Here is a 19,475-nt window from a genome sequence, read left to right on the forward strand (position 1 = left end):
TCTGTAGGAGCGCCTCTTAGGCGCGACCGGACCCTGATGCACGCACAAGGCGTCGCAACTAAGAGGCGCTCCTACAAAGTTCCTCTTCTTGTAGCCGGAGTCTTCCCATGAACCGTCGTAATGCATTGCACACCCTCACCGCGCTGGCCGCGCTCCCGTGGCTACCGGCCTGCTCGCGCGCTCCCGACACCGGCGCAGCGGCAGCCGCGCCCGACGCGAAGACTGCATCGTCGAAGATCGCGCGCCTGAACAAGCCCGCCGCAGCCTGGCGCGACCAGGTCAGCCCGGCCGCCTACCGCGTGCTGTTCGAAGAGGACACCGAGCCATCCTTCAGCAGTCCGCTGGACAAGGAGAAGCGCGACGGCACCTTCGTCTGCGCTGCCTGCCACCTGCCCCTGTTCGACAGCGCGCACAAGTTCGACAGCGGAACCGGCTGGCCCAGCTTCACCCAGCCGATCGCCGGCCATATCGGCACCAAGAAGGATTTCAAGCTCATCCTGCCGCGCACCGAATACCACTGCGCACGCTGCGGCGGGCACCAGGGCCATGTCTTCGACGACGGCCCACCGCCGCGCGGTGAGCGCTGGTGCAACAACGGCGTGGCACTCGTGTTCGTGCCCAGGGGCCAGCCGCTGCCCGCCTTGAGGAGCTGAGCATGACCATCTTCCGACATCGCATGTCTGGCGTGATCGCCGCGATCGGTGGCTTGCTGATGCTGGCCATCATGCTCGGCGCCGGCGCGCAGACGACTGCACGTCCATCCACGAGCGGGTCGTCTGCGAAGACCGCCGTGGCGATCTTCGCCGGCGGCTGCTTCTGGTGCATGGAGCCGCCGTTCGACAAGCTGCCCGGGGTGAAGTCGACCACCTCCGGCTACATCGGTGGCCACGTCGCCAATCCCACTTATGAGCAGGTGTCGGCTGGCCGCACCGGCCACGCCGAGGCGGTGCTGGTGCGCTACGACCCGACCCGCGTCAGCTACCAGAAGCTGCTGGACGTGTTCTGGCGCAACATCGATCCACTCGCGGTCGACCGCCAGTTCTGCGACGTCGGCGACCAGTACCGCAGCGCGATCTTCACCACGGCCGCCGAACAGCAGCGCCTGGCCGATGCAAGCAAGCGCAAGCTGGAGGCCTCCGGCCGCTTCAAGCTGCCGATCGCGACGCAGGTCGTTCCAGCGTCGAAGTTCTATCCGGCCGAGGCCTATCACCAGGACTACTACCGTCGCAATCCCGTCCGTTACAAGTTCTACCGCTACAACTGCGGCCGCGACCAGCGGCTTGAACAGCTCTGGGGGCCTACTGCGAATGCTTCGTCATAGGCATCGTCGTTCCACCTGCGAAGCAAAGCGTCATCGACACAGTGCGACACCCGACCGAGCCCGCACTGCCCGCCATCCCATCCAAGAGGCATCGCCATGAAACCTGCACACATCGCTTTCCTGCTCAGTCTGATTGCGGCCGTGCTGCTGCTGGCCGCTGGCCCGGGCACGCGCCTGGAACTGTGGGAATTCCGTACCGGTTTCGCCCTGATGCGGTGGGCCGCGTTCGCCGGACTGGCCGCGGCCGCGCTGGCGATCGTGATGCTGCTGGTGCCGCGCACGCATCGTACAGGGCCGGCGTGGTTGCTGGCAGCGCTGGTGCTGGGCCTGGGTGTCGCCTTCGTGCCGTGGAACGGCATGCGCCAGGCACGCGCGGTGCCGCCGATCCACGACATCAGCACCGACACGGAGCGTCCACCGGAATTCGTTGCCGTGCTGCCGCTGCGCGCCGATGCGCCCAATCCGGCCGCATACGGCGGTGCGGAGGTGGCGCAGGCCCAGCGCGAGGGCTATCCCGACCTGGGTCCGCTGCGCATGGACCTGCCACCACCGGAAGCGTTCGCAAAAGCGGAGCAGGTGGCGCGCGACATGGGCTGGGAGATCGTGGCCGCGGATCCGGCCACCGGGCGCATCGAAGCCACCGACACCACCCTGTGGTTCGGCTTCAAGGACGACATCGTGATCCGGGTGGAAGCCGACGGCGAGGGCAGCCGCGTCGACATGCGCTCGGTCTCGCGCGTGGGCAAGAGCGACGTGGGCACCAACGCCAGGCGCATCGGCACCTATCTGCAGGCGCTCGGCTCCGGTTAGGCAAGCCTGCGGGGGGCGACGCCGCATCTGGCCGTCGCCGTATGCGCTACCCTTCCCGCTCGCTTCAGCGCGCGACCCGTTCATGTCGGATCTCGAAGTCGAAATGCTGCTCGACACCGCCGCCGTCGCGGTGCGACATGTGCGCTGCGCGGGCACCTGCCGGCATCGCAGCACCGAGGAATGCGTTTCGGCGACGCACCTGGTGTTCCCCTACCGCGGCACCTACCTGCGCCATGTCGGCAGCGACCAGGCGGTGGCCGATGCCAACCACGTGCTGCTGTTCAACGCGGGCGAGGGTTACCAGGTCAGCCATCCGGTAAGCGGCGGCGACACCAGCCTGGTGCTGGTCCTGTCCGAGTCGCTGCTGCGCGAACTGGCGCCGGCAGCGCTGCTGCACAAGCGCGATGCGCTCGGCTTCCGCATGCAGAGCCTGCGCATCGATCCGCGCGCGCAGGCGCTGGTGGCGCTGCTGCGGCACGGCCTGCAGAGCGGCAACATCGAGCCGCTGGAAGCCGAGAGCCTGCTGCTGATCCTCGCCAGCCGCAGCCTGGGCCCGCGTACCGCACGCGCCTCCGGCGCCACCCCGGCCAAGCGCCGGCTGGTGGACCGGGTCAAGCTGCTGATGGCGAGCGACCTGGGTCGGCGCTGGACGCTGGCGGAGATCGCCGCCGACATCGGCGGTTCGCCGGTGTACCTTACCCAGGCTTTCCAGCAGGTCGAGGGCATGCCGCTGTATCGCTACCAGCTGCAGCTGCGCCTGGCCCGCGCGCTCGACCTGCTCGCCGGCGCCGAGGACCTGTCCGCGCTCGCCCTGGATCTGGGCTTCTCCAGCCACAGCCACTTCAGCGCGGCGTTCAAGCGCAGCTACGGGCGCTCGCCCGACGCCTTCAGGCAGTCGTTGTCCTAGGGCGCGCGCCCGAGATCGCTAAAGAATTCGACAGCGACGCCGGCCGCCGGCTGGTCTCATGTGCGTGCCCGGATGGCGGGCATCCACAGGAGAGTGTCATGGCCAAACAGACTTGCGCGGTATGCGATTACGAGCTGGACGAGAATGCGATCAAGGTGACGATCGGCGGGCGCACCGTCGAGGTGTGCTGCGAGGAATGCGCACAGAAGCTGCGCGAGGCGGAAGCGCAATCGTGACGGCCGCCGCCCACGGAGCGGGTGCACCGGTGACGGCGAACCGCGCCGTCACCGTCTTCGGTGCCTACGGGCACACCGGCCGCTTCGTTGTGGCCGAACTGCTCCGGCGCGGCTGGACGCCGATCCTGTCCGGTCGGGATCCGGACAAGTTGGCGGCGCTCGGCGCCGAACATCCGACGCTGGAACTGCGCATTGCGTCGATCGACGATGCGGCCTCGCTCGATCGCGCCCTGGACGGCGCGGTCGCGGTGATCAACTGCGCCGGACCGTTCCTGGACACGGCCACGCCGGTGATCGAAGCGGCCCTGCGCGCGCGCGTCCATTACCTGGATCCGGCCGCCGAGCAGCGCGCGGTGCTGGACGTATTCGAGCAGCAGACACAAGCCGCGCGCAACGCGGGCGTCGCGGTGCTGCCGGGCATGGCGTTCTACGGCGGCCTGGCCGACCTGCTGGCCACGGCTGCCATGGACGGATGGCCGCAGGCCGATGCGATCGACATCGGCGTGGCGCTCGACAGCTGGCATCCCACCGCGGGCACACGCCTGACCGGGCAGCGCAACCATTACCGGCGCCTGGTGGTGTCGGATGGAAAGCTCGAGCCCCTGGCCGATCCCGCGCCCACGCGCGACTGGACCTTCCCTGCCCCGTTCGACACGCAGCCGATGGTGGCGCTGCCGCTGTCGGAGACGATTACGATCTCGCGCCATCTGCGCGTGCGCGAGCTGCATTCGTACATGAACCTGGCGCCGCTGCAGGAATTGCGCAATCCGGATACGCCCGCGCCCGTGGCCAGCGATGCGCAGGGGCGATCGGCCCAGCGCTTCATGATGGAAGCGGTGGTCCGCAACGGCACGGAACTGCGCAGCGCGGTCGCCAGCGGACGCGACATCTACGCGGTCACCGCGCCGCTGATCGTGGAAGCGATGGAACGCATCGTCGCAGGACGCGCCCACCTGTCCGGCGTCATCACCGCAGGCGCGGCCTTCGATGCGCGCGACTTCCTCGCCACGCTGGCGCCCGAGCACCTGCAGCTCGAGTGCGTCGATGTTTGATGCTGCGGAGGGCATCGACCGACGTGCCCAACCCCACGAGGCGCTTCGGACAGGTAACCTGACGCCCGTTCGCCCCACGATGAAGGCATCACGGTGCCGCCCATGCATGCCGAGCACGACCTGCTGCAGCGCAACCGAAGTTTCTACGATGGGCTGTGGAGCGGCGCGCGCCTGAGCGAGCCGCAGCGTTTCAACACCTGGCCGCTGGTCAGCCGGCTGACCGCGGGTGCCATGCAGCGGCTCGAAGTGGCGCCTGGCCTGCGACCACGGTTTCCGCTGCAGGGCACCCAGTTCGTGGAGATCAGTGCGCCGGCGTTGCGGCGCCTGCAGGCCGGCGGGGCGAATGCCGTGCAGGGCCAGGTGACCGCGCTGCCGTTCTCGGATGCGACGTTCGATGCCGTTTGCGCCATGGACATCATCGAGCACGTCGTCGACGACGATGGCGTGCTTGCCGAGCTTGCGCGGGTGGCAAAGCCCGGCGCGGCCGTGCTGCTGTCGGCGCCGCTGCATCCGGCCAGCTGGACCGCGTTCGACGACTTCGTCGGCCACTACCGCCGTTACGAGCCGGAGCCGCTGCTGGCGAAGATCCGCGCGCACGGGCTCACTCTCGAGCAGAGCGCGATCTACGGCATGCAACCGAAGGCCTCGTGGATGCTCGATCTGGGCATGTGGTTCCTCACCCATCGGCGCCAGCAGGCGATGTGGTGGTACAACTGGACGCTGCCGCTGTTCGCGCGCTTCCAGAAACCACTGGCACTGGTTCCGGGCATGGTCGGTACCGCACAGGTGGACGAGGTGCTGCTGGTCTGCCGCAGGGATTGACTGCCGGCCCGACTGAGGACATCTGGGCCTTGTGGATGCCAGGCCCCCGGATGAGCGGGTCAACCCGGAGAATCGCCCACGGCGGTGCGAAAGCGCCACGGCCCTGGCAGTGATCGGGTTCGACTAATGTCGCCTTGGATACCGCAAGGCTTGCTGGTGCAATGGCCGGGTGTCGACGCGAATGCTGTCGCTTGGCGAAAACCGGACTCGGGATCTTCTCCGTCTCGGTCCCGGGCAAACCCGGAACAATCGCTAGAATTGGCTTCTGCTTCGATGGACTGACGCATGCCCCACTACTCCACCGCAGAGGAGTTCCGCACTCGGGGTTTGCGTTTCGTGCGGCGCATCCATCGCATGCGCATGGTCGGAACGGTCCTGTGCGCGCTGCCCATCGCCTCGGTGCTCCAGGAGCGGGCCGCGGGCGAACCGTTCTGGGTCTTGCTGGTCCTGAACGCCTTTGTCTGGCCGCAGGTTGCCGACTGGCTGTGCCGCAGATCGCGGGATCCGGTAGCAACCGAATTCCGCTGTCTGATGCTCGACTCCGCGTTCGGCGGCGCCTGGATCGCAGCGATGGCCGTCAGCGCAGCGCCGGCCGCCGTGTTCGTCACCATGCTGATCGCCGACAAGATCGCCGCAGGGGGCTGGGGGCTGTTGTGGCGCTCCAGCATCGCGTTGGGGCTGGGCTTCGCCATCGCATGGGCTGCGCTGGGGTTTCCCTTCGAGCCTGAAGTCTCGCAACGGACCCTGCTGGCGTGCGTGCCTTTCCTGTTCGTCTACGCCGTGGCGCTGAGCGTGCTGACCCACCGCCTTGGCCGCAGGATCGCAAAGCAGAACCGGGAACTCGAGCACCTCACCCGTACCGATCCGATCATGCAACTGCCCAATCGGCCCTACTTCGAGACCAGGGCGTTCAACGAACTCTCCCGCTTCAAGCGCAGTGGCCACCTCGCAACCCTGCTGCTCATCGATATCGATCATTTCAAGGCGATCAACGACTGCTACGGCCACGGCATGGGCGATGTGGTGCTCAAACGCGTGGCCGAGCTGCTCCGCTCCAGCGTCCGCGACATCGATCTTCCCGCGCGCTACGGCGGCGACGAGTTCGCCATGCTGCTGGTGGACACCGACGCCAACCAGGCCATGCAGGCGGCAGAGCGTCTGCGCATCCGGATCAGCGAGCTCGTATTCGAAGCCGAGCCTGGCTTGCACTGTTCATCGAGTATCGGGCTGGCCGAGCTGAGCAAGGATCACGACAAGCTGGACCAGTGGATCCAGGCCGCCGACGCTGCGCTCTATCGCGCCAAGGCAGCGGGGCGCAACCGTGTCGCCACCGCTTGACCCCGGGCTTGCGGGTGCTCGCGAGCGCGCTTTGACAGCAATCGCCCGCTGTGCCGGACATGATCAGTACCGAGTAGGTGGACGAGGTCCTGCCGGACCACCGAGAGACGTCCACCCGCATGCCGGCCTTTGCTCCGCGTTCACGACCCGGCGACCAGATTGGCGCCCTGCCCTGGTTTGGCGGGATCGCGATGACAACAGCAACGAATCCAAACGGCGTGCGTGCCCGGCTCTATCGCAGCGACGACCGGGACGAGGACGTGGATCTGTCAGCCCTGGCGAAGCTGTCGCCGGCCAAGGATGAACTGCTCTGGGTGGACCTGCAGGACCCTGCCGAAGACTGCCTGCGCGAGGTGTGCGCAAGCCTGGGCATGCACCCCGATGCGGTCGAGGATTTCAGCGGCCCGAGCACGATGCCGGGCCTGGGCAAGTCGGCCGATCAGTTCTGGCTGCGGGTAGTCCCGGTGACCGACGACGATGGCCTCAACTCGCAGGGCCCGCTGCTGCTGATCGCGGCGGGCACCAACTGGGTGGTGAGCGTGCACCGCGAGCCGATCGGCTTCATCGACGAGCTGCGCAAGCGCGAACGGATGGATTCCGATCTGGGCGGCCTGAGCGCGGAGAGCTTCGTGGCCGCGCTGCTGGACTGGCATCTGTCGACCTACTTCGCCGCGTTTGCCGAGTTCGAGATCGCGGTGGAACGCATGGAGGTCGGGATCCTGTCCGATCACCCGCGCGACTGCCTGCCCGAACTGCGGCGCCTGCGCAAGGCTGCATCGCGCCTGCGCCGCATGCTGGCGCCGCACCGGGCGGTGTTCGGTGCGCTATCGCGTCCCGACTTCAGGCCCGCGGACGACGGCGTCGCCGCGCGCCATTTCGCATCGCTGGATACGCGTTACGAGCGCGCGATGGACATGGTCGAGAACGCCCGCGAACTGGTCATCGGCAGCTTCGAGCTGCTGACCAGCCGGACCGGAATCGACACCAACCAGTCCATGCGCACGCTGACCTTCGTCACCGTGGTCACCGGCGTGCTGGCGGTGATCGCCGGCGTGCTGGGGATGAACTTCGATGCCAGCTTCTTCGACACCAGGGATGTCGGCTTTGCCGTCGCCGCCGGGGTGATGCTGGTCCTGGCCGGCATCGCCCTGTGGTTCGGGCGTCGCCGCGCCTGGTTCTGAGCGAACGGAAGCGGGCGAACGCAACTTCGACGCGAGCGGTCGCATGCAAGCGGCGCTCCTGCATGGCGCCGCGACCAGTCTGCCTCGCAAAGCTCCGATCGCTTCGATCCGTGGCCGCACGATGCGTATCATGCCGCGGAGCTTTCCGCCTGCGCAGCGATGAGGGGCCAAATGAGCACATCCACACCGGATGCCGACGATCTGCACCATCACGCACGGCGAATGGGCGGTCGCGACCCCCACGAAGCGCACCGCAGCGCGACGCCGCTGGAACTGCTGTTCGACCTGACCTTCGTCATCAGCTTCGGCTTCGCTGCGTCGCGCTTCGCGCATGCCCTGGCGGAGGGCCACTACGCCGTGGCCCTGCTGGGATTCGCCTTCGCCAGCTTCGCCATCTGCTGGGCATGGATCAATTTTTCCTGGTTCTCGTCGGCCTACGACACCGACGACTGGCTGTTCCGGCTGCTGACGATGGCGCAGATGGCCGGCGTGCTGGTGCTGGCCATCGGCCTGCCGCGCATGTTCGCCTCGCTCGAGGACAACGATGGACGGGTCGACAACACAGTGATGGTGCTGGGTTACGTGATCATGCGCATCGCACTGGTGCTGCAGTGGCTGCGCGCGGCGAAGCAGGATCCGGCGCGCAGGCGCGTGTGCCTGACCTACGCCGTGGCCATCGTGCTGGCGCAGATCGGCTGGACGGCCACGCTGTTCGTCGACCTGCCCGCCGCAGCGATGTTCGTGTTCATCTGCACCCTGGTGCTGACCGAACTGGCCGGGCCAGTGCTGGCCGAGCGCAAGGACGGCGGCACGCCCTGGCATGCGCACCACATCGTGGAGCGTCACGGCCTGTTCGCGATCATCGCCCTGGGCGAAGGCGTGGTGGGCACGGTCGCCACGCTGTCTGCGGTGGTGGACACGCAAGGCTGGACACTGGACACGGCCTTGGTGTGCGCGGCCGGCGTGGGGCTCACGTTCGGAATGTGGTGGATCTACTACATCCTGCCTTCGGCGCATGTGCTGCGCGAACACCGCGAACGCTCGTTCGTGTGGGGGTATTCGCAAATGGCGATCGTCACCGCCATCGTCGCCACCGGCGCCGGCCTGCACGTGGCGGCGTACTACCTGGAGCACAAGGCGCATATCGGCGCCTTCGCGGTGCTGCTCACCACGGCCATTCCGGTGAGCGTTTTCATCGGCTCGATCTATGCGCTGTACTACTACCTGGTGCGGCGCTTCGACCCGTTCCACCTGTGGCTGCTGCTGCTCACCGCAGCGGTGGTGGCCGCCGCCGTCGTGGCAGCGCTGGCCGGCGTGCGCATGTCCGTGTGCCTGTGCATCCTGACCCTGGCGCCGGTGGTGACCGTGGTGGGTTACGAGGTGCGCGGCCATCGGCACGAGGCGGAATCGCTGGCGCGCGGCGAAGCCGGCCACCCAGCTCTCTGAATCTGTCTACGCGCGCCATAAGCGCCGGTGCCCGTGAGGACCGAATGATCGAGAGCCCGGACCGGCGACCGATCCGATTGAGGGAACGGGGGCAATCGGTCGAAAATGAGCTTCCTAACGGCCGTCGAGTCGGGTCGCACGCAAACGGCGCAGTGTCGCGACCATGCGGGCGCGGTGCAGCCAGGCAACCGTCGCCGTGATCAGGAACAACACGACGGCAGGGACGGGACTGCCCCCGGTGACGAAGAGGTGCGTCATGACCGCAAAGACCATGGTGACGGCAAGCAGCAAGCCACCGAACGCGGCAGTCGCCGGAACCAGCAGAGCAGTGGCGCCGACGACTTCGACCAGGCCGGTGACCAGACGGAACCATTGGCCGATGCCGATCTGGTCGAAGACCGCCACCATCATCGGCACGCCTGCAAGCTTCGCGCCGCCAGCGGCAAGAAAGGCGGCTGCGGCGAGAATCCGCAGCCCCCAGGAGACGTACTTGAGCACTCGGCTGTGCTCGACCGTCAGGGGAACATTCGTGTTCATTTCAGGACCTTCGTATGGGAGCTCGCCGCTCAGGCGGACAGCTTTTGTGCTTCGGGCAGGTACCACTTGACGATCTCCCTCGCCTTGTCGGCGATCGGAGATTTCCAGTCGCGGAAAAGTTCGGTGACCAGGGCGAGGGACGTGTTCGGGATCGCGCCGGCGGCGGTCAGGCGTTCGATCGCCGTGCGATGCGCGAGCTGGGACATACCCCCCACGGCATCCACGACGAACATGGCCTCATAGCCGTCGCGCATGGCGTCGACCACCGGAAAGGCCAGGCAAATCTCCGTGTACAGGGCCCCGAAGATCAGCCGCTTGCGCCCGGTCTTCTCGACGGCGGCGCGGAATGGCGCGTCTTCCCAGGCGTCCATCGAAGTGCGGTCGATCACCTCGACCCCCGGCAACTCATCCTGGATCGACTTCCGCGTCGGGCCGTTCACGCCCATTTCGACCCCGACGGTACTCAGCACCACGGGAATGTCGAACGCCTTCGCTGCCTTCATCAGCAGACGGACGTTCAACTCGATCTGGTCCGGGGTGGTTTCGGACCGGATGTTCTCGAACATCTCCTTCTGGTAGTCGATCAGGACCAGGGCGACCTGTTCGGAAGTCCAGACACCGGCGGCATGGCTCATGGCAAATCTCCTGCAAGTTCGGTGGGCGCCCGGGACGGCGCCGCTCGCAGGAGACTTTGGCGTCCCGACTTTTAGTACGCTAGCCCCAAGTTGCGTCTTGGTGTGTCGCGGAAACAGGAACGCCCATGGAAATCGAGGACCTGCACACCTTCGTCGAGGTCGCCGATGCGGGCGGCGTATCCCCCGCCGCCCGCCGGCTTGGCGTGTCGAAGTCGATCGTCAGCCGGCGGCTGGTGCGGCTGGAAGCCGACCTCGGCATCCAGCTGCTCGCCCGGACCACCCGCGGTGCCGCCCTGACCGAGGCAGGCACCGTCTTCCGCGAGCACGCCGCGCGGATCTGCACGGAGATGGACATTGCGCGCGAAACGATCCTGCCTGCCGGCGACCTGCGCGGGCTGCTGCGGATCGCAGCGCCACTGACATTCGGCCCGACCCACCTGGCGCCCGTGCTCGCCGAGCTGGCGCTGAGGCACCCGCTCCTGCACGTGCATACGCGCTACACCGATCGCTTCGTCGACATCTTGGCGGAGGGATTCGACTGCGCAATCCGTGTCGGCTACCTCAGCGACTCGAACCTGATCGCGCGTCGCGTGGCGCCGCTCCACGGCAAGCTCGTCGCGAGCCCGGACTATGTCCGGGTACATGGCGCACCCGAGACGCCGGAACAACTCCTTGCGCACCAAGCACTCATGCAGGGCACGGAAAGCTGGCGTTTTACCGATGGCGACAGGACGATCACGGTTCATCCACAGGGCCGGTTCAAGGCGGACAACGGCGTCGCCCTTGCTGCTGCGGCCGTCGCCGGGCTCGGCATCGCCGTGCTTCCGGACTTCCTCGTCGAGGAGCATCTGGCATCCGGCGCGCTGGTCGCGGTGATGACGAACTATCCGGCACCCGCAGGCGGCATCCATGTCGTGCGTCCGCCCGGCCAGCACCCAGCGCGCAAGATCCGCGTGCTTACCGAGCTGCTGATCGCACATTTCAGATGAAGCGAACAGGCAGATATCAAGCGGCAGCTATGGGCGCAGCCACTCTTGTGTGGCATCCGCATCTACCTCACTTGTGGCACCACCAACCGGGCCTCAGGACTCAAGGTGCAACGGGATTGTGAGCAGCACTTCGAGCCCACCTCCCGCGCGGCGACAGGCCCTGACGTGACCTCCATGCATCTCGATGGCTCGCAGTGCAATAGCAAGTCCCAGACCTGCTCCATGCACGGGCTCGCTGCCTTCCACGCGGATGAATGGCTGGAATATTGCCTCCAGCATGTGCTCCGGAACCCCAGGACCGCGGTCACGCACCGTCGTCTTCAACATGCGGCCGTTATCCGTCACCTGGCACTGAATCTCTACGACGGCATCCTCAGGACTGAACTTGACGGCATTCCTGATCACGTTCTCGAACGCCCGGTAGATCAGATCGCCATTGACGTTCGCGACGAACTGACCAGGAGCTTCGATCGTCACCGAGCGCGAGGAGGCGCGCGCTTCGAAATCGGCGTCTTCTGCTATCGCGTGCAGGAGCTCGATGATGTCCACGCGCTCGCGGACCGCTTCGCCCGCTTCCATGCGGTGCAGAGTCAGCAGTTCCTCGATCAGTGCATCGAGCCGTTCGCTCTCGCGCCCGATGCGGCTGATCATCGCGTCGCTCTGGGATGGGTCCTGTCGCAATAGACCGATCGCCGCCTGGATGCGGGTCAGCGGGGAGCGCAGCTCGTGAGAAATGTCGTGGAGCAGTATCCTTCTTGACTCGGTGAGCTGCTGCAGCTGCACCGCCATACGATCGAAATCGTGCGCAAGATCGACGATCTCGTCGCTGCGACGACCCATAAGCGGCCGCACGCGCGTATCGAGACGGCCCTCGGCCATCCGACGCAGCGCCCAACGCAAGTGCTGCAGTGGACGCGACAGATACCAGGCCAGCGCCAGCCCCGTAATAAGAATCGCGATGCCAGCCGACACCAGAGGTGCCAGCGGCAACACGCCGATTCGCTCGATTCCGTCGCGCGGTGGTGGCGGCGCTTGACCTGTCAGATAGAAATAGGTCGCTGCGACCGCGATCGACAGGATCATGCTGATCCACAGCGCAACCACCAGCTTCCAGAACAGCCGTCCGGGTGTCCACCTGAACATGTCAGTCCTCCAGGAGCTGGTAACCCAGCCCCCGCACGCTCTGGATCCAGGACTGGCCATCCGGCCGGGTGCCCAGCTTCTGACGGATGCTGCTGATATGCACGTCGATGCGACGGTCGAACCGGGCCAAGGGACGGTCAAACGCCTGCAGCGAAATGTCCTGCTTGCTGACCAGTTGCCCGGAATGTCGCGCAAGGACCTCCAGCAGACGGAACTCCGTTCCGGTGAGTTCCAGAGACGCGCCGCGCCAGGTCGCGCGCCGGCTTCCCGGCCATAGCGAGAGATCACCAACCTGCAGCAGACGCTGGGCACTGGCGGCGCCTGCCGGTCCGCGCCCCTCCGCACGCCGCAGGATCGCGCGTATACGCGCCACGAGCTCCCCGGGCGTGCAGGGCTTCGGCACGTAATCGTCGGCGCCCATGTCGAGTCCGACGATACGATCGATGTTGTCGCCCCGGGCGGTGAGCATCAGGATGGGGACCGCACTGACGGCCCGGATGCGGCGCAACGCCTCGATACCCGAAACGCGCGGCATCATGATGTCCAGCACAACGATCGCGTAATCGTTGGAGATCGCCTCCGTGACCCCGGCCTCACCGTCACGGACCGTGGTCACGTCGAATCCCTCCCGCACCAGATACTGCGAGAGCAGAGCGGTGAGGTCGACGTCATCGTCGACAAGCAAGACCTTGACCATGCTGGCAGTATCTACGCACGCTCGACGAAAAACATCCATTTTCGAGAGACTTTACCCAACTTAACCTCACCGAACGGCAGCGAACGGTTTGGGTATCTACGATGCTCCGACACTTCGCTCGGTGCAGTGCACATGCAGGCAATCGTCCTTCGCCGTGCCGCGGGGATGGCGAGCCTGATTCTGGTGCTCGCCTCTTGCGCGGTCGGTCCCAACTACCGCGAACCGGTGCCCGAGGCGCCGTTTTCCTGGAGCGCAGCCTTACCGCATAACGGCAGCGTTGTCGCAATCAACGAATGGTGGCGCCAGTTCGATGATCCGCTACTGGGCCAGTTGGTGGCGGCCGCCGAAGCCGATAGTCCCTCCCTTGCAAAGGCATGGGCGAATATCGAAAAGGCCCGCGCCGCGCTTTCTTCCGCTGAGGCCAGCGGCCTTCCTTCGATGACTGCGGCAGGTTCCGCCAGCCGCAGCAAGCAGTCCGTGCAAAGCGGTGCATCTGCGGTCACCAACGCTCGCAGTGCTGGAATGGATGCGTCCTGGGAACTCGATCTCTTCGGCAAAGTCCGACGCAGCGCGGAGGCCGCGCAGGCGCGTGTGGATGCCCGCGTGGGCGACTGGCACGAAGCCCGTGTCTCACTGGCCGCAGAAGTCGCCGATACGTACGTTAAGTATCGGGCCTGCGCTCTACTCGCCGAAACATACCAGAGCGAGTTGACATCCATACTGCGGACAGAAAAGGCGATCGCTTCGCTGGTAGAGGCCGGCCTGCGGTCTCCCTCGGAGGGCGCACTCGCCCTCGCAGGTTCCGCCAGCACCCGATCCAGCCTGGCCCTGCAGCGCGCCCAATGCGATCTGCTGGTGAAATCCCTGGTGAGCCTCACCGGCATTGACGAATCCGGTCTGCGCGAACTGATGGCCGCCCCTGGCACGGAACTCCCGCAACCAGGGGCATTGGAAGTCGAAAGCGTTCCGGCGCAGGTCCTGCGACAGCGCCCCGACCTTGCCTCTCTGGAACGGGAACTTGCAGCGACCAGCGCGGAGATCGGTGTGGCGCAGGCCGATCTGTACCCCAGCCTGTCGTTGTCGGGCTCCATCACCGTATCGGCAAGCGATCTGGCTTCTTCCGCGAACTCCTGGTCGTTCGGGCCATCGCTGTCGCTTCCGATCCTCGATGGCGGCAAACGCCGCGCCGCCGTCGACAGCGCCCGCGCCAGCTACACGGCGGCACTGGCCGACTATCGGCAGGGTGTCCGCAATGTGGTTAAGGAAGTCGAACAGGCGTTGGTGAACCTCGATAGCGCTGGCCGCCGGGCTGACGACGCGACCACCGCGGCGCGGGAATACCGTCGCAATTTCGAAGCCACCGAGGCGAGCTGGCGCGCCGGACGCGACAGCCTCCTTACGCTCGAAGAAGCACGACGGACGGCGCTCTCCGCCGAGATCCAGCAGATCACGTTGCGAGGCGACCGCGTCGCCTATTGGATCGCGCTCTACAAGGCATTGGGCGGCGGCTGGCTACCCGGCACGCCGGCCGTCCCGCCGGAGACGATGGCCAGGCAACGAGCCCCCATTGAGGACTGAATCTTGAATCGGAAGCTTCGTATCGGCGCGCTTGTCTCGGTTGTGGCACTCCTGGGCCTGAGCCTCTGGCTGCTGGTGCCCGACAGCCAGCCTGAAGTGGAACCCAGCGCCTCAAGCGCCTTGACCGTCAATGTCGTCGGGCTCGACAAGCAGGCGTGGCCGCAGACAGTGGAAGCCACCGGCCCGATCACCGCATGGCAGGAGGTGATCGTCAGTCCGGAAACCGGCGGACTGCGCATAGCCGACCTTCTGGTCGACGTCGGTGCCAGCGTGAAGCGGGGCCAGGTGCTCGCGCGCCTGGCCGATGACAGCGTCCGCATGGAGCTACGCAAGCAGGAAGCCACGCTCGCACAGGCACGGGTTGCGCTTGAACAGGCAGCATCAAACCTAAAGCGCGCCAAAGTCGTGGGAGACAGCGGCGCCCTGTCCGAGCAACAGCTGGAGGAATACCGGATCAACGAAGCCACGGCACGTGCGTCATTGTCGTCGGCGCAGGCCGACGTGGGCAGCACCCGGCTGAAGCTCGCACAGACCCGCATCCTCGCTCCCGACGACGGCTTCGTCTCGTCCAAGTCGGCGGTGCTTGGCAATGTCGTCAATGCCGGCTCCGAGTTATTCAGGCTCGTGCGCAAGAGCCGGATCGAGTGGCGACCGGAGCTGGACGCGCGCCAGCTGGGTCTGGTGCGCATCGGGCAGTCGGCAGATGTGGTGCTGCCCGGCGGCACGCAGGTGCAGGGCGAGGTTCGGCAAGTGGGGCCGACGCTCAGCGAGAAGACCGGACGCGCCATCGTCTATGTCAGCCTGCCCACGGATAGCGCTGCACGATCGGGCATGTTTGCCAGCGGCACCATAACGCTCGGAACGAAGTCCGCTGCGACGCTGCCGCAGTCGGCCATCGTGCCGCGTGACGGCCGCTCCTACGTCTTTGCAGTCGATGCTCGAGGCAAGGTCAGTAGTCAGGCGGTAGACACCGGGCGCACCCAGGGCGATCGCGTCGAGATCCTTACCCCCATCGAGGAGAAGACACGGATCGTGGCCAGCGGTGGCGCCTTCCTCTCCGAGAATGCGCAGGTCACCGTGGCCGGACAGCGCCAAGCGAAGGCCACGCCGTGAACTTCTCCGCCTGGTCCATCCGCAAACCCGTCCCATCGGTTCTGCTGTTCATCCTGCTGACGGTGCTGGGCCTCATCGGCTTCCAGCGACTGGACATCCAGGATTTCCCGGACATGGACCTGCCCACCATCCAGGTGTCGGCGGCCCTGGAAGGCGCCGCGCCGTCGCAGCTGGAAACCGAGGTGGCACGCAAGATCGAGGACAAGCTGGCGTCGCTCACGCGACTCGACCACATAACGACGACGATCACGGACGGCGCGGTCAGCATCAGCGTCAGCTTCGAGCTCGACAAGGACAGCGAGGAAGCGCTCAGCGAAGTCCGGAACGCGGTGGATAGCGCCCGCGCCGAGCTGCCGAGCAGCATGGCGGCACCCACCGTGTCGAAACTGACCGCGGCCGGCGGATCGCTGCTCACGTACACGGTGGCGTCGAGCCGCCTGGACGAACAGGATCTGTCCTGGTTCGTCGACAACAAGGTGTCCAAGGCCCTGCTCGCAGTCAAGGGCGTCGCTTCGGTAGCGCGTGTGGGAGGCGTCGATCGCGAGGTGCATGTGGATCTCGATCCGACATTGATGGCCGGGCTCGGCGTGACTCCCTCCGACGTTTCGCGTCAGCTCAAGGCGGTGCAGAGGGACAGCTCCGGTGGCCAGGGCACGGTAGGTGGGCAGCGGCAGTCGACACGCACGATAGGCACGGTAGGCACCGCCGCCGAAGTTTCGGCCATCGCCATACCGCTCAGCGACGGACGCTATGTGCGCCTGGACCAGGTCGCCCGTATTACCGACGATCACGCCGAACGCAGCACTCTGGCTTTCCGCGACGGAAAGCCCGTTATCGGCTTCCAGGTTACCCGCTCGCGCGGTTATTCCGACGTCGGCGTAAGCCGCGATGTGCGGATGGCCATGAAGACCTTCGCCAAGGATCATCCGGAAGTAAGCATCGCCGAAGCCAGCAACACTGTCGAACCGATCGAGGAAAGCTACCAGGACTCGATGATGCTCCTGATCGAGGGCGCCATCCTTGCCATCGTCGTGGTCTGGTGGTTCCTGCGGGATTTGCGCGCCACCCTCATCTCCGCAACCGCGCTTCCGCTGTCGATCATTCCCACCTTCCTTTTCATGGCGCTTGCGGGCTACTCGCTCAACACGATCACGTTGCTGTCGCTGTCGCTGGTAATCGGCATCCTCGTGGATGATGCGATCGTCGAAGTCGAGAACATCGAGCGACATCTTCGGATGGGCAAGACGCCCTACCAGGCCGCAATGGAGGCGGCCGACGAGATCGGACTTGCCGTCATCGCCACGACGTTCACCCTGGTTGCAGTGTTCCTTCCTACGGCCTTCATGGGTGGCATCCCGGGGCTGATATTCCGCCAATTCGGGGTGACCGCATCCGTCGCTGTACTGGCGTCGCTGCTGGTCGCGCGTCTGTTGACGCCCATGATGGCAGCGTACTTGCTCAAGCCGGCGAAGCCCGGTGACGATGCCGCGATCGATGGTTCGATCATGACGCGGTATCTCCAATGGGTACGCACGGCCCTGGCGAGGCGTCGGACTGCGGTGATCGGCGCGGCCGCGTTCTTCGTTCTTGGGTTGGCCGTATTGCCGATGTTGCCCACGGGCTTCATTCCGAACAAGGATCAGGCCCAGTCCCAGGTGACACTGACGCTGCCGCCGGGGAGCACGCTCGAGAGCACTGCGGCGACGAGCCAGCGGGCCGCTAGGTTGTTGCGGTCGTTGCCGGAAGTGCGCAGCGTCTTCGTCGCCGCGGGTACGGCCACGAGTGGCGGCGGCTTGTCCGCCAGCGCCACAAGCGACGTCACCAGCGCAACGCTGACGGTCGACCTCGTACCTCGTGATGAACGAGATCTCAAGCAGTCGGAGATCGAGGCGAGAATGCGCGATCTGTTGCGCGCCCTGCCTGGAACCCGCATTGCGGTAGGCAGCGGCGCGAGCGGCGAGACGCTGGGCATCACGCTAGCCAGCGATGACCCATTGGTGTTGGCCACGACGGCGATGAAGGTCGAAGCCGAACTGCGCACGCTCAAGGGAATCGGAAACGTGACCTCCAGTGCTGCCCTGCAGCGCCCGGAGATCCAGATCTCTCCGGATGATGCCCGAGCCGCTTCGCTGGGGGTTACTTCCGAAGCTCTGGCCGATGCGGTGCGCCTGGCGACCTACGGCGACTATTCGACCACCCTGCCGAAGCTCAACCTGCCCGAGCGCCAGATTCCGATTCGTGTTCGCATGGATCCAGCCATCCGGGACGACCTCGGTTCGGTGTCGCAGCTTCGTGTGCAGGGCAGCCAAGGCACTGTCAGCCTGGGATCCGTCGCCAACGTCTCGATGGGGAGCGGTCCGTCGCAGATCGCGCGCCTGGATCGCTCGCGCAATGTCGTGCTCAGCGTCGAACTGAACGGTCGCTCGGTGGGTGAGGTGGAAAGGGAGGCCATGCGGCTGCCGACTCTCAATGCCCTGCCCAGCGGCGTCCATCTGGTCGAGCAGGGGGAGCTGCAGCGAATGAGCGAACTCTTCGAGAGTTTCGGGGTCGCGATGGCGATCGGCATCTTCTGCATCTATGCCGTATTGGTGCTGTTGTTCCACGACTTCCTGCAGCCGGCCACGATCCTCTGCGCGCTACCTCTGGCGCTGGCGGGCGCGCTGTTTTCGCTTTGGCTCACCAGCCAGTCGTTCTCGATGCCCGCCGTAATCGGAGTGCTGATGTTGATGGGTATCGTGACCAAGAACTCCATTCTGCTGGTCGAGTACGCAATCATGGCCAGACGCGAGCGCGGGATGGGTCGCATGGAGGCGCTCATCGACGCCTGTCACAAGCGCGCCCGCCCCATTGTCATGACGACGATCGCAATGGGGGCCGGCATGCTGCCGAACGCGCTGGGCTTGGGTGCCGAGCCAAGCTTCCGGCAGCCCATGGCGATCGTAGTCATTGGCGGACTGATCACTTCGACCATGCTCAGTCTGCTCGTGATCCCAGTGGTGTTCACATACGTCGACGACGCATTGGAGTGGGCCCGCTTGAAGCTCGGCCGTCGACGCACTCCACAGCCCAGCCCGGTCGGGTCGTAATCAGTTCGATCCGGTTCGAGGGCCACACCCGCAGTCCACGCCGAATTCATCCGGGAGAGATCGCATCTGCGCGCAGGTATTGCGCCGTCGCCACCGACACCACGGGACCAGAAGCGCAGGCCGCTCGATTGCCGTGCAGACACTTCCGCTCGCCGACAGGTCAGTTTCCTGTACCGCAGCTGTCGGCTGATAGATCTTTACCTACGCTTACCCAACTGGACCGAAGCACACCGCACTTGACGCTGCTTTCGGCGACGCTTTGGCCCCTCCTCCCAGATGCATCGTTTGATGATCACGGCCTCCAAGTCACGGATCGCGGCGCCAGCCATCGACAGCCCGGCCGCCAGGGCGGGCGGGCATCCTCGAGCCAACAGGACGATCTGGCATCCACGCACCTACCCGAGGAATGAGGCCCGCACCGTACCCGCGACCCTGCTCTTGTTATGTCTTGTCGTCGCGCTGCTTCCGGCACCAGGGCTCGCAGACACGGAGCCGAGCGACCTACCCGCGGTAGTTGTGCACGCGGCGGGTTACAGCGGCCGATGGACTCCGGATAACGCCGCTAACGCAAAAATAGCAAAGAC

The 19,475-nt window shown here is 65.9% G+C and carries 18 protein-coding genes; 14 read left to right on the forward strand and 4 right to left on the reverse strand.

Features of this window, described 5'->3' with window-relative positions; translation table 11 throughout:
• The first annotated feature begins 107 nt into the window (after positions 1-107).
• The 10 genes from msrB (at position 108) to MC380_RS17265 (ending at position 9,113) form a co-directional block, all read left to right on the forward strand.
• Positions 108-653, forward strand: a complete 546-nt coding sequence (gene msrB / locus MC380_RS17220; protein ID WP_242101499.1) for a peptide-methionine (R)-S-oxide reductase MsrB — start codon at positions 108-110, stop codon at positions 651-653.
• Between the two features lie 2 nt (positions 654-655).
• Positions 656-1,321 (forward strand): peptide-methionine (S)-S-oxide reductase MsrA, encoded by a 666-nt coding sequence (gene msrA / locus MC380_RS17225; protein ID WP_242166256.1) that lies wholly within the window; start codon positions 656-658, stop codon positions 1,319-1,321.
• A gap of 96 nt (positions 1,322-1,417) precedes the next feature.
• Positions 1,418-2,131 carry a DUF1499 domain-containing protein gene (locus MC380_RS17230; RefSeq protein ID WP_242166258.1) on the forward strand — a complete coding sequence of 238 codons (714 nt, stop codon included), beginning with the start codon at positions 1,418-1,420 and terminating at the stop codon, positions 2,129-2,131.
• Between the two features lie 82 nt (positions 2,132-2,213).
• On the forward strand, positions 2,214-3,038 hold the full coding sequence (locus MC380_RS17235) for an AraC family transcriptional regulator (RefSeq protein WP_242166259.1): 825 nt from the start codon (positions 2,214-2,216) through the stop codon (positions 3,036-3,038).
• Between the two features lie 98 nt (positions 3,039-3,136).
• Positions 3,137-3,274, forward strand: a complete 138-nt coding sequence (locus MC380_RS17240; RefSeq protein ID WP_242101503.1) for a hypothetical protein — start codon at positions 3,137-3,139, stop codon at positions 3,272-3,274.
• Positions 3,271-4,326, forward strand: a complete 1,056-nt coding sequence (locus tag MC380_RS17245; protein ID WP_242166269.1) for a saccharopine dehydrogenase NADP-binding domain-containing protein — start codon at positions 3,271-3,273, stop codon at positions 4,324-4,326. Before MC380_RS17240 ends, MC380_RS17245 begins: the two co-directional genes overlap by 4 nt.
• A 102-nt stretch (positions 4,327-4,428) precedes the next feature.
• Positions 4,429-5,148: a class I SAM-dependent methyltransferase gene (locus MC380_RS17250; RefSeq protein WP_242166271.1), complete on the forward strand. Its 720-nt coding sequence runs from the start codon at positions 4,429-4,431 to the stop codon at positions 5,146-5,148.
• Between the two features lie 285 nt (positions 5,149-5,433).
• A complete protein-coding gene (locus tag MC380_RS17255) occupies positions 5,434-6,486 on the forward strand; it encodes a sensor domain-containing diguanylate cyclase (RefSeq protein ID WP_242101506.1) in 1,053 nt (350 codons plus the stop codon).
• Positions 6,487-6,677: 191 nt separating this feature from the next.
• Complete coding sequence (locus MC380_RS17260) at positions 6,678-7,667, forward strand: CorA family divalent cation transporter (RefSeq protein ID WP_242166273.1); 990 nt, start codon at positions 6,678-6,680, stop codon at positions 7,665-7,667.
• Between the two features lie 171 nt (positions 7,668-7,838).
• The gene (locus tag MC380_RS17265) at positions 7,839-9,113 is read left to right on the forward strand and encodes a low temperature requirement protein A (protein WP_242166275.1); all 1,275 of its coding nucleotides are present in this window, start codon (positions 7,839-7,841) and stop codon (positions 9,111-9,113) included.
• A gap of 114 nt (positions 9,114-9,227) precedes the next feature.
• Here MC380_RS17265 and MC380_RS17270 read toward each other — a convergent pair whose 3' ends face one another.
• Both MC380_RS17270 and MC380_RS17275 read right to left on the reverse strand, forming a co-directional pair.
• Positions 9,228-9,650, reverse strand: coding sequence for a DoxX family protein (locus MC380_RS17270; protein ID WP_242166277.1), 423 nt, complete (start codon positions 9,648-9,650; stop codon positions 9,228-9,230).
• Between the two features lie 29 nt (positions 9,651-9,679).
• The gene (locus tag MC380_RS17275; protein WP_242166280.1) at positions 9,680-10,285 is read right to left on the reverse strand and encodes an isochorismatase family protein; all 606 of its coding nucleotides are present in this window, start codon (positions 10,283-10,285) and stop codon (positions 9,680-9,682) included.
• A gap of 125 nt (positions 10,286-10,410) precedes the next feature.
• On the opposite strand from MC380_RS17275, the gene MC380_RS17280 reads away from it, so the two are divergent.
• On the forward strand, positions 10,411-11,274 hold the full coding sequence (locus MC380_RS17280; RefSeq protein ID WP_242166282.1) for a LysR family transcriptional regulator: 864 nt from the start codon (positions 10,411-10,413) through the stop codon (positions 11,272-11,274).
• Positions 11,275-11,367: 93 nt separating this feature from the next.
• Here MC380_RS17280 and MC380_RS17285 read toward each other — a convergent pair whose 3' ends face one another.
• Together MC380_RS17285 and MC380_RS17290 are read right to left on the reverse strand one after the other, a co-directional pair.
• Entirely contained in the window at positions 11,368-12,417 is a 1,050-nt protein-coding gene (locus MC380_RS17285; RefSeq protein WP_242166284.1) for an ATP-binding protein, read from the reverse strand.
• Between the two features lies 1 nt (position 12,418).
• Entirely contained in the window at positions 12,419-13,114 is a 696-nt protein-coding gene (locus tag MC380_RS17290) for a response regulator transcription factor (protein WP_242166286.1), read from the reverse strand.
• Positions 13,115-13,246: 132 nt separating this feature from the next.
• Between MC380_RS17290 and MC380_RS17295 the strand changes: the two genes are divergently transcribed.
• Genes MC380_RS17295 through MC380_RS17305 form a run of 3 tightly spaced genes read left to right on the forward strand, consistent with a single transcriptional unit; the run spans position 13,247 to position 18,891 of the window.
• Complete coding sequence (locus MC380_RS17295) at positions 13,247-14,692, forward strand: efflux transporter outer membrane subunit (protein ID WP_242166287.1); 1,446 nt, start codon at positions 13,247-13,249, stop codon at positions 14,690-14,692.
• A gap of 3 nt (positions 14,693-14,695) precedes the next feature.
• Entirely contained in the window at positions 14,696-15,805 is a 1,110-nt protein-coding gene (locus MC380_RS17300) for an efflux RND transporter periplasmic adaptor subunit (protein WP_242101515.1), read from the forward strand.
• Complete coding sequence (locus MC380_RS17305; protein ID WP_242166289.1) at positions 15,802-18,891, forward strand: efflux RND transporter permease subunit; 3,090 nt, start codon at positions 15,802-15,804, stop codon at positions 18,889-18,891. Before MC380_RS17300 ends, MC380_RS17305 begins: the two co-directional genes overlap by 4 nt.
• Positions 18,892-19,475 lie beyond the last annotated feature (584 nt).

It is taken from the genome of Lysobacter sp. M15, from assembly GCF_022662515.1.
Lineage (GTDB): Bacteria > Pseudomonadota > Gammaproteobacteria > Xanthomonadales > Xanthomonadaceae > JAKPBU01.